We start from the raw sequence: 9,786 nt of genomic DNA on the forward strand, positions 1-9,786 counted from the left end.
CCCCGGCCGCCCGCCCCGGGTCGTTCGTCGCCCCGCGCGTACACCCCGCCCGCCGGGCCCCCCCCCCCCGGCGGGCCCCCACCGCACCCTCACATCAGGGCATGAGAGCCTCAGGGCGTCCGTGCGTTCGACTACTCGATGACCAGCTGGACGTCGATGTTGCCCCGGGTGGCCTTGGAGTACGGGCAGTAGGCGTGGGTGGCCTCGACCAGCTTCTGCCCGGCCTCGCCGGCGAGGGAGTCCGGCAGCTCCACGCGCATGACCACCGCGAGCCCGAAGCCGTCGCCGTCCTTGCCGATGGAGACCTCGGCGGTCACGGAGGCGTCCTTGGTGTCGACCTTCATCTCCCGGCCCACCGCGGCCATCGCGCTGGCGAAACAGGCCGCGTAGCCGGCGGCGAAGAGCTGCTCGGGGTTGGTGCCCTTGCCGTTGCCGCCGAGGGCCGGGGGCATGGCGAGGGGCAGGTCGATCTGACCGTCCGAGCTGACGGCACGGCCCTCGCGGCCGTTGGCGGTGGCGGCGGCGGTGTACAACGCGTCCATGGGATGACCCTCCTCTGGGGCCCCGACCCGGCTGGTCGTGGCCACGGACATAAAGATTGCACACAACTTAGTTGTGCACAACTCACTGGGGTGTGCGGCGGTACGCTGGTTCCATGACCACTGCTCCGAGCCCCGCGCCCGACCTCTCCGCCGTCCCCGACGCGGAGCTGCTGCGACTGGACCACCAGGTGTGCTTCTCGCTGCACGCCGCCTCGCGGGCGTTCGGCGGCTACTACCGGCAGGCGCTGAAGGATCTCGGCCTCACCTACTCGCAGTACCTGGTCATGCTGGTCCTCTGGGAGCAGGGCCCGCAGTCGGTCAAGGCCATCGGCGAGCGCCTCCACCTGGACTCGGGAACCCTGTCGCCGCTCCTGAAGCGACTGGAGACGGCCGGCCTGGTCCGGCGCGAACGCAGCCGCGAGGACGAGCGCTCCGTCGTGATCGACCTGACCGACGAGGGCGCGGGGCTGCGCGAGCGCGCCCTGTCCGTGCCCCGCGGGGTGCTCGCCGCCACCGGCCTGTCGCTGGAGGAGGTCCTCGGGCTGCAGGAGGTCCTGGGTCGGCTCACGGGTGCGCTGGGGGAGTCCGCCGCCGGCTGAGCAGGCCCCCGCCGGCCCCTCAGTCGGCATCCTCGCGGCCGCCTTCGCGGGTCAGGGCGTGCGCGATCCTGTCCGCGACGGCCCGCCGCATCCCGGGGTCGAGCCGTTCCGACGTCAGGGAGTCGTACAGCCACAGGCCGTCGGCCGCTAGGCGGACGATGAACCGGTCCAGCGCGGCCTGATCGTCGGCCGCCGACGGTGGGGGCGGCGGGGGCGGCGCCCACCGTTCCGTCACGGCGCCCCAGACGGCCGCGTGCGCCGCGTTCGTCGATCCTTCGAGCATGAGCAGCAGCTCGGCCCGCGTGGCGCTCTGGACGGCGACCCGGGTGTAGGCGGCCAACTGTTCGTCCCGGGTGGCCTCGGCCGCGGGCTTCCCCGCCGCCGCGACCAGATCGGCTTCCCACGCGTCGGCCAGATGCTGATGGATCGCCTGGACGAGGTCGTCGCGGGAGGCGAAGTGGTACAGGAGGCCGCCCTTGGTCAGTCCGGCCTCCGCGGCGACCGAGTCGAAGGTGACGCTCTTGACGCCTTCACGCTGCACGACCCGGGTGGCGGCTTCGAGGATCTGGGTACGTTTGCTGGTTCGCATGGTCGGCTCCCGTGCCGTCGGGTCAGTGGTGTGCCGGGCCGGACAGTGCCGAGCCGGGGCCGTGCCGGCGCAGCAGCAGACCGGTCACCAGGGCGCCGACGGCGAGGGCGCAGGCGACCACGATCATCACGGCGAGGTACGCGCCGTCGAACGCCTCCGACGCGGCGGTGACCAGCGCCGTATCGGCGTCTGCCCCCTCGCCGGCCAGTGCGAGCGCACTGTCGAGGCTATCGCGCGCCCGGTCGGACACTCCGGCGGGGAGGTCGATGGTCGCGGAGTAGACGGCGGTCAGCAGGCTGCCCAGGAGGGCGACCGCGATCAGGCCCCCGAACTCGTAGGAGACCTCCTCGACGGACGAAGCCATGCCCGCTCTTCGGGCCGGGGCGTTGCCCATGATCGCGCTGGAGGCGACCGACATCGCCGCGCCGAGGCCGCTGCCGGTGATGATCAGCCCGGTGACGAGGAGGCCCGTGCTGGTGGCGAAGTTCATCAGCACCAGCACGGTGCCGACGCCCCCGAGGGCGAGGCCTCCGGCGATGAGGGGCAGCAGGCCGACCCGGTGGAGGACCGCACCTCCGAGCATCGCCGTGGGGAACGCGCCGACGGCGACGGCCGCGACGAGGAATCCGGCGCGCAGCGGGGTGAAGCCCTCCACGAGCTGGAAGCGCTGGGTGGTGACGAGCTGGACACCGGCGATGGCGAACAGGGCGAACCCGGCGGCCAGCACCCCCGCGAGGAAGGCCCGGTTGCGGAAGATCGCGAAGTCGAGCAGGGGATAGGGCAGCCGGCGCTGGCGCCGGGCGAACGCCCACCCGCCGACCGCGGCCGTGAGGACGGCGGCGGCGATGACCGCCGGAGCGGGGTCGGTCTTCGCCGTCTCCTTGATGGCCATGACGAGGCCGACCAGGGCGACGAGCGCCAGGAGCGAGGAGGTCAGGTCCCACTGCTTGGACGGGTCCGGGTCGTTCGGGGGAGCGAGGGCCGGCGTGGCGATCACCGCGGCGACGACGACGGGGATGTTGATGATGAAGACCGATCCCCACCAGAAGTGCTGCAACAGGATCCCGCTGATGATCGGGCCCAGGGCGCTGCCCACGACCGCCATGGTCCCCCAGACCGCGATGGCGATGTTGCGTTCGCGCTCGTCGTCGAAGGTGACGCGGATCAGGGCCAGCGTGGCGGGCATCATCGCGGCCGCCCCGACGGCGAGGAAGGCCCGTGCGGCGATCAGGGCCTCCGGGCCGGTGGAGAACGCCGCGACGAGCGAGGCCGCACCGAAGACCACGAGGCCGATCAGGAACATCCGCCGGTGCCCCACCCGGTCGCCGAGCGTGCCACTGCCCAGCAGGAGGCCGGCCATCACGACCGGATAGGCATTGATGATCCAGAGCCCCTGGGAGCTGCTCGCGCCGAGATCCGCCACCAGCGTCGGCAACGCCGCGTACAGGATGGAGTTGTCCAACGTGATCAACAGGAGCCCCGCGCTCACCACGGCCAGGAGCAGCCAGCGCCGCCTCGTGCTGATGGTCATCCCTTTGAGCCTCACTGTGAGAACCGCCCTGATCGCCGTAACTGTACCTTACGAAAGGTACAGTTACGGCGACCGTGGCAGTAGTAGCTGTCAAGTGGGCAGGACGACATAAATAATTGCCGCGTGCCCTCGTGACAGTTAAAGTTGTCACATGGATGATGTGAAGACGATCCCGACCCCTGACCAGAGCGATGAGCACTTCTGGGCCACGGTCCTCACTCCGGTGGATCCCGCCTGGAACGACCCCGGTGACGACGACACGTTCGCCATGGACGAGCAGGTGCTCGCCGCGGTCCGGTCGCTGGCCGAGCGGATCTCGACGCGCGCGCTCGCCTACCGCACCGCGGGAAAGCCCTTCGATGCCGCACTCATGGCCGCGCCCGACGTGCAGTTGGCGATGCTGCGGTCGCTCTACGAAGCCAAGCTGTCCGTCGACCGGCTGGCGGAGAGCGCGGCCACCGTCGCCGGCCGCGGCGGATCGAGCTACGCGCAGCTCGGCGCGGCCTGGGGTGGCATCAAGCGCCAGTCCGCCCGCCTCAAGTGGCCCCACGCGGTGCCCAAGAAGTCCGCCAGCGAGTCCATCCCGCTCCACTACGCGGGCGGCGACGCCGTCATTCACCACGACCCGGGCGCCGACGCCTGGTGGTACGCCGCCACGGGCGCCGATCTTCAGGAGGACGAGTCGGAAGCCGTTTACGGCACGTCCGCCGAGGCCATCGCGCGGGCGACCGAGTTCCTGCTGACGCACGACCGGTCGGCTCGGCACGAGACCACGTGACCGCGCGCGGCAGGAGGCGTCCGCCTCAGTCGCCGGAGACCTCGACAGCCCCGCCGGCCCCGTGGCGAAAGTCCCAGGACTGGATGTCGCGGTAGTGGATCGGCCCCGGGCCGCGGCCGATGTTGCTGCCGACCAGGTGGAGGCGCCCGGCCTCCCAGCCCCGGCCGGTGAACGTCGCCAGCCCGGCCGCGGCCTCCACCGGGGCCGCGTGGTCGCCCCGGCGGGACCGGGCCAGCGTCAGATGGGGCCGGAGCGGCCGGTCCGGGAAGGAGACACCGCACTCCCTGATGAGGGCGCGTACGTCGATGGCGAGCCGGTGCAGCCCTCCAAGGTCCCCGGTGACCCCGGTCCACAACACCCGCTCGTCGAAGTGGCCGCCGCCGTGCAGCGCCAGCCGCAACGGTCGTTGCCGCGCCGCGAGAGCGGCGAGCGGAGGCATCAGGGGCGGAACGGCGGCGACCGGCAGCTCACCGAGGAACGCCAGGGTGATGTGCCAGTCCTCGATCCGGTTCCACCGCATGCGGGGGTAGGCGTCGTAGGCCGGGCGCAGGGCCTGCGCCAGCTCGTCCTTCGCGTCGTCGGGCGGAGCGAGCGCAAGGAACACGCGGGTCGTCATGGCCCGGACGGGTTCGTCCGAGGGGTGACCGGTCACGGCTTCGAGCGGTTCGTTCACCTGCCGTACCGTACGTGCCGGCCATACCGCCGCCGCGACGCGGGGCCCGGCCTCCGCTCCCTTCCTCGCCCCCGGGCCATGTCGGATGGCCGGATATCGCGCAGATCGGGACATGGCCCGGGGGTCAGGATGGGCGCATGAGATCGCGACTGCCGTGGGGGGACGCGTTACGGGCCGGGCTGGGCGCTCCGGGGCGCTCCCGGCGGCTGAGCAGCAGCCCGCGCTCACGCGTGTGGCGGGTGGAGACGGCCGGAGCACCGGTGGTGGTGAAGCAGATCGTCGACGGCCCCGACGCCGATGAGCGGTACGCCCGCGAGCTGGCCGCGTTGCGGCTCGCCGCCGGAGCCGCAGCCCCCGTAGTGCCCGCGCTGCTGCGCACCGACCCCGGCGCGCGGGTCCTCGTCCTGGAGCACCTGGACCACCGACGCCCTCGCGACGACTGGATCGTCGACCACGCGGCGGCACTCGCCCGGCTGCACGCCGTCGGCCGCCCGGAGCACGCCGGAATGCTGCCCCGTCAGCAGGGCCCGGACGAGGCGGACGCCGCGTCCTTCCTCGGGCTGGCCGCGGCTCTCGACGCCCCCGTTCCTCGCTCGGCGCCCGGCGAACTCGACGACCTCGTGCACCGGCTGGCCCGGGCGCCCGGGCACGCCCTGCTCCACGGCGACCCGTGCCCCGGCAACGACCTGCACACCGCCGAAGGAACGCGGTTCATCGACTTCGAGCAGGCCTCGCTGGGCAGTGGGCTGGTGGAACTCGCCTACCTGCGCATCGGATTCCCCACCTGCTGGTGTGTCACCGCGGCGGCCCGACCGCTGTTGGAACGGGCCGAGGCCGCCTACCGCACGGCATGGCGCACCGAGACCGGCGAGGAACTCCACGGCGACCTCACCGACGCGTGCGCGGGCTGGCTGCTGCGCGGCGACGCCCTGGTCGAGAGGGCGCACCGCGGCGGCACCGATCATCTGGCCCGGATCCCGGTCCGCGACTGGAAGTGGGGCACGGTGACCGCCCGGCAACGACTCGTCCACCGGCTGGGTGTCGTCGGCCGCATGACGGCCGGCCAGAACCACCTGGGCGGGTTGAGCGCACTCTGTACGCGGATGTGCGGCCGCATGCTGACCCGCTGGCCCACACTCCGCCCCGTCCCCTCGCAACGCCCCTGAGACCGCCCGCATCAGGAAACGGTCGAGTCGGCCCGCTCGGGCCGTTCCGGGGCCGCCGTCGCATCCGTGGCGGCGGACCGCGGAGCGCTCTTCCCCGCACGGGCGGAACGCAGCGGCCCCCGGACCAGGACGTAGAGGAACAGAACGGCCATCACGGCGACCCCCGCCCACATGGCGTTCTGCCAGCCGTCGACGAAGGACTGCCGCCCGGCCCGGATCAGCTCCTGCGCATAGGGGCCCGCACCGTTCGCCGCCTCGACGGCGTTGGCGACGCCTCCGCGCGCGATGTCGGCCGGGCCCTCGGGGATTCCGGCGAGCCGGGGGTCGACGGCGCTGCGGTAGCCGGCGGACAGCAGGGCACCGAGCAGCGCGACGCCGAGCGCGGTGCCGAACTCCCGGGTCACGTCGTTCAGCGCCGACGCGACCCCCTGGCGCTCACGGGGCAGCGCACCGGTGATGGCCTCGGTGGAAGGCGTCATCGCCAGGCCCATGCCGAGGCCCATCGCCAGCATGCCCGGCAGTACGGACAGGTAGCCGCCGTCGACCGAGACGATCCCGGCCATGAGCGCGAGCCCCGCGCCCGCCAGCAGGATCCCCGTGGCCATGGTCGCGCGGGCGCCGATCCGGCCGGCCAGGTGCGGCGCGAGGCCCGACGCCATCATCATCAGGACGGCCATGGGCATGAGAGCCAGCGTGGACAGCAGCCCCGACCAGCCGAGAACGGCCTGGAGGAACGGGAAGAGGACCACGAAGACGCCCGCCTGCACCCCGAAGACCACCAGCAGGGTGATCGAGCCCCCGGCCAGTCCGCGCTCGCCGAAGAGGCGGAGGTCCAGGAGCGCGGCATCCCCGCGACGCAGCTCCCACGCCACGAATCCGGCGGCGGCGATCACTCCGACGACGAGACCGAGCAGCGTCACGGGCGCGGTCCAGCCGCGTTCCGGCCCTTCCTGAAGCACGAAGATGAGCCCGACCACCGCCACGACGGAGGTCAGCGCGCCACCGACGTCGAACCCGTGCCCGGACCTCTCGCGGGAGTCGGGAACGTACCGCAGCGTCATGACGAGGGCGACGGCGCCGAGTGCCAGAGGCAGGACGAACAGCCACCGCCAGCTCGCCACGTCGACCAGCTCGGCGGAGAGGAACATGCCCAGAACGCCGCCGCCTCCCGCGACCCCGGTCCACACGCCGATCGCCCGGCCCCGCTCCTTCGCGGGGAAGGTGGAGGTGATCACGGCCAGGGTGATGGGCATGATCATCGCCGCGCCTACCCCGCTGAACAGCCGGGCGGCGAGCATGACCTCGGCCGACGGCGCGAGCCCCGCCGCCGCACCGGCCACGCCGAAGACGGCCAGGCCGGCCACCAGCACGGGCTTGCGGCCCAGCCGGTCGCCGATCGAGCCGAGCGGCAGCAGCAGGGCGGCCAGGCCGAGGGTGTAGATGTTGATGATCCACAGGATCGTGCTCTGCGAGGCGTCGAAGGCGACGGCGAGGTCGGGCTGGGCGACGTTGAGCCCCGAGACCGAGGCGATCACCGCCATCAGCGCGAGGCACACGGTGATCAGGATCGTCCGCCGCTGACGAGCGTCGGGCACGCCCTCGCCGGGCTCGCCCGGGACGTCGTCCGGATCGACGCCCACCGGACCGGGCTGGTTCGTACTCATGCATTCCTCTTCCGTGCGAGGCCGCCTCTTCCGGGGCCGGACACGGACGAAGCTAAGCGCAACTTGCACGAATGGCATATGATCATGCGTATGACGCAAGAAGATGGTGAGCTGGACAGCCTGGTACGCAAACGGATCCGCGCCCTGCGCTTGGCTCAGGGCTGGTCCCTGGAGGAGCTGGCCGCCCGGGCGAAGGTCAGCCAGTCCACGCTCAGCCGCATCGAGAACGGCCGGCGCCGACTGGCCCTTGACCAGCTCGTCACGCTCGCCCGCGCCCTGGACACCTCCCTCGACCAGCTGGTCGAGACCGCGACCGACGACATCGTCTCCAGCCCGATGATCGACGGGGCCCACGGCCAGCTGCGGTGGCCCATCAAGGCGGAACCCGGCATGACCGTCATCCGCCAGCGCATGACCGAGCCACCGCCCGACAACCCCGCGCGCCTGCGCGCGCATCCGGGCCGTGAGTGGCTCGTCGTCCTCTCCGGCACCGCGATCCTGCTCCTGGGCAACCGGCGTCTGCGGATCGAGACGAACCAGGCGGCGGAGTTCCCCACGATGCTCCCGCACGCCATCGGCGCCGAGGGCGGTCCGTGCGAGCTGCTGGGCATCTTCGACCGGGACGCCCGCCGCGGCCATCAGCGCGGAGAGGGTACGGAAGGGGGGCGCCGACCATCATGATCGGCGGGCCCCGGGACATCGTTCAGTACAGCTGACCTCCCGCGCGTCTTCCGTTGCTCACGCGGGGTCGACGCGGGAGACGACGCCGTTGCTGCCGAGCACATACAGCTCGCCGTCACCGCCCTCCGCGAAGGAGATGACCTCGCCGCCGCTGACGCCGAGGTCGCCCACACCGGTCACCTCGCCGTCCGCCAGCTGGAGCGTCCGCAGGGTGCCGTCGCAGTAGTCGCTGAAGACATAGCTCCCCTGAAGATCCGGGAGCGCCTCGCCGCGGTAGACGAATCCGCCGGTCACCGAGCAGCCGAGGCCCGTGCGGTCGTACTCGTACACCGGCGGGACGTGGTTCGCGGGCTCCGTGCCGCCGCGGAAGGGATGCGTGCCCTCCATGGAGGACCACCCGTAGTTCTCGCCGCCCTCGCTGTCCGCCGGGGCCCAGTCGATCTCCTCCCAGTCGCTCTGGCCGACGTCGCCGATCAGCAGGTCGCCCGTGCCCGCGTCGAAGGAGAACCGCCACGGATTGCGCAGCCCGTACGACCAGATCTCGTCCTTCGCGTTCGCGTCGTCCACGAACGGATTGTCCGCCGGGATCGCGTACGGCTCGCCGCCGCTCGGGTCGATCCGCAGCAGCTTGCCGAGCAGGGTGTCGAGCTTCTGCCCGTTGCCGTGCGGGTCGCCGCCCGAGCCGCCGTCACCGAAGGCGATGTACAGGTATCCGTCGGGGCCGAACTTGATGTCCCCGCCGTTGTGGTTCGCGTACGGCTGCGTCTGGGTGAGAACCGTGCGCCGCGAATCCGGCTGGAGTTGACCGTCCGCCACCGCGAACTCGTCGATGGTGCTGGTGCCTTCGAGGTCGGTGAACGAGATGTAGAAGTGCGCGAACTCCTTGTCGAACGCGACGCCCAGCAGGCCGCGTTCGCCGTCGGTGGTGGTCTCCTCGGAGATGTCGAGCACCGGTTCGCCGAGACCCGCGTCGTCCAAAACCCTTACGGTGCCCGCGCGTTCGGCGATCCACAGGGTGTCACCGGGTCCGGCCGTCCCGGCGGACGGCCCCTGGGCCCTGGCCACTTCGGTCAGGGACGCGGTCACCGGCTGGACCGGGGCGGCGGGCTCGTCCGCCGACGCCGAGGCCAGGGCCAGGGACGTGACGAGACAGAGCGTGCCGATGATCGTCGAGCTTCTGGTGCGAAATTTCACCGTGTCCTCCTGGAGGCGGCGAATGGGGGGATCACCCGGCTGCTCGAACGGAGTTGAGTGGGGACACGAGCCGGCAGGCAACCTGGGTGGGGGGATGGTGTGTCACCGGCTACAGGTGAGGATAGGGGGACGGACGCGGCTTGGACTAGACCAGCGTCGCGGGATCTTCTTCGGAGCGCGGGCGCGGGTGCGCGAGGTGCACGACCGCCCCTGTTCCTCTCCCCGGACATCGGGAGAGGAACAGGGGCGGTCGTGGGGGGGGGGGGGGGGGGGGGGGGGGGGGGGGGGGGGGGGGGGGGGGGGGGGGGGGGCCCCCCCCCCCCGGGCGCACCGCGCCAGCGCACGCCGCGGCGCGCGCGCGACGCCGCG

10 protein-coding genes are annotated in these 9,786 nt (G+C 72.2%); 4 read left to right on the forward strand and 6 right to left on the reverse strand.

The genetic code is table 11. The annotated features are described in order from the left end of the window. Positions 1 to 131 precede the first annotated feature (131 nt). Positions 132 to 542 carry an Ohr family peroxiredoxin gene (locus tag JS521_RS03245; protein ID WP_205081178.1) on the reverse strand — a complete coding sequence of 137 codons (411 nt, stop codon included), beginning with the start codon at positions 540 to 542 and terminating at the stop codon, positions 132 to 134. 113 nt (positions 543 to 655) lie between these two features. Between JS521_RS03245 and JS521_RS03250 the strand changes: the two genes are divergently transcribed. After that, positions 656 to 1,141, forward strand: coding sequence for a MarR family winged helix-turn-helix transcriptional regulator (locus tag JS521_RS03250; RefSeq protein ID WP_205081179.1), 486 nt, complete (start codon positions 656 to 658; stop codon positions 1,139 to 1,141). Positions 1,142 to 1,160: 19 nt separating this feature from the next. On the opposite strand, the gene JS521_RS03255 is transcribed toward JS521_RS03250, so the two are convergent. Together JS521_RS03255 and JS521_RS03260 are read right to left on the reverse strand one after the other, a co-directional pair. After that, positions 1,161 to 1,730, reverse strand: coding sequence for a TetR/AcrR family transcriptional regulator (locus JS521_RS03255; protein WP_205081180.1), 570 nt, complete (start codon positions 1,728 to 1,730; stop codon positions 1,161 to 1,163). Positions 1,731 to 1,752: 22 nt separating this feature from the next. Continuing rightward, entirely contained in the window at positions 1,753 to 3,261 is a 1,509-nt protein-coding gene (locus tag JS521_RS03260) for an MFS transporter (protein ID WP_205081181.1), read from the reverse strand. 151 nt (positions 3,262 to 3,412) lie between these two features. On the opposite strand from JS521_RS03260, the gene JS521_RS03265 reads away from it, so the two are divergent. Then, positions 3,413 to 4,039 carry a hypothetical protein gene (locus tag JS521_RS03265; protein ID WP_205081182.1) on the forward strand — a complete coding sequence of 209 codons (627 nt, stop codon included), beginning with the start codon at positions 3,413 to 3,415 and terminating at the stop codon, positions 4,037 to 4,039. Positions 4,040 to 4,064: 25 nt separating this feature from the next. On the opposite strand, the gene thpR is transcribed toward JS521_RS03265, so the two are convergent. Continuing rightward, entirely contained in the window at positions 4,065 to 4,712 is a 648-nt protein-coding gene (gene thpR, locus JS521_RS03270) for an RNA 2',3'-cyclic phosphodiesterase (RefSeq protein WP_205081183.1), read from the reverse strand. Between the two features lie 137 nt (positions 4,713 to 4,849). On the opposite strand from thpR, the gene JS521_RS03275 reads away from it, so the two are divergent. Beyond that, positions 4,850 to 5,878, forward strand: a complete 1,029-nt coding sequence (locus tag JS521_RS03275; protein ID WP_205081184.1) for an aminoglycoside phosphotransferase family protein — start codon at positions 4,850 to 4,852, stop codon at positions 5,876 to 5,878. Between the two features lie 11 nt (positions 5,879 to 5,889). Here the strand turns inward: JS521_RS03275 and JS521_RS03280 are convergent, their stop codons facing one another. Next, positions 5,890 to 7,542 carry an MFS transporter gene (locus JS521_RS03280; RefSeq protein ID WP_239486730.1) on the reverse strand — a complete coding sequence of 551 codons (1,653 nt, stop codon included), beginning with the start codon at positions 7,540 to 7,542 and terminating at the stop codon, positions 5,890 to 5,892. Positions 7,543 to 7,632: 90 nt separating this feature from the next. Between JS521_RS03280 and JS521_RS03285 the strand changes: the two genes are divergently transcribed. Continuing rightward, positions 7,633 to 8,223, forward strand: coding sequence for a helix-turn-helix domain-containing protein (locus tag JS521_RS03285; RefSeq protein WP_205081185.1), 591 nt, complete (start codon positions 7,633 to 7,635; stop codon positions 8,221 to 8,223). A 57-nt stretch (positions 8,224 to 8,280) separates the two neighbouring features. Here the strand turns inward: JS521_RS03285 and JS521_RS03290 are convergent, their stop codons facing one another. Then, a complete protein-coding gene (locus JS521_RS03290) occupies positions 8,281 to 9,417 on the reverse strand; it encodes a PQQ-dependent sugar dehydrogenase (RefSeq protein WP_205081186.1) in 1,137 nt (378 codons plus the stop codon). Between the last annotated feature and the right edge of the window lie 369 nt (positions 9,418 to 9,786).

The organism is Streptomyces durocortorensis (genome assembly GCF_016901035.1).
Taxonomy (GTDB): Bacteria; Actinomycetota; Actinomycetes; order Streptomycetales; family Streptomycetaceae; genus Streptomyces; species Streptomyces durocortorensis.

Bases quoted from the DNA above. Each gene is read 5' to 3' on its own strand.
- JS521_RS03245 (WP_205081178.1), bottom strand. From the start codon at position 542: ATGGACGCGTTGTACACCGCCGCCGCCACCGCCAACGGCCGCGAGGGC.
- JS521_RS03250 (WP_205081179.1), top strand. From the start codon at position 656: ATGACCACTGCTCCGAGCCCCGCGCCCGACCTCTCCGCCGTCCCCGAC.
- JS521_RS03255 (WP_205081180.1), bottom strand. From the start codon at position 1,730: ATGCGAACCAGCAAACGTACCCAGATCCTCGAAGCCGCCACCCGGGTC.
- JS521_RS03260 (WP_205081181.1), bottom strand. From the start codon at position 3,261: ATGACCATCAGCACGAGGCGGCGCTGGCTGCTCCTGGCCGTGGTGAGC.
- JS521_RS03265 (WP_205081182.1), top strand. From the start codon at position 3,413: ATGGATGATGTGAAGACGATCCCGACCCCTGACCAGAGCGATGAGCAC.
- JS521_RS03275 (WP_205081184.1), top strand. From the start codon at position 4,850: ATGAGATCGCGACTGCCGTGGGGGGACGCGTTACGGGCCGGGCTGGGC.
- JS521_RS03280 (WP_239486730.1), bottom strand. From the start codon at position 7,542: ATGAGTACGAACCAGCCCGGTCCGGTGGGCGTCGATCCGGACGACGTC.
- JS521_RS03285 (WP_205081185.1), top strand. From the start codon at position 7,633: ATGACGCAAGAAGATGGTGAGCTGGACAGCCTGGTACGCAAACGGATC.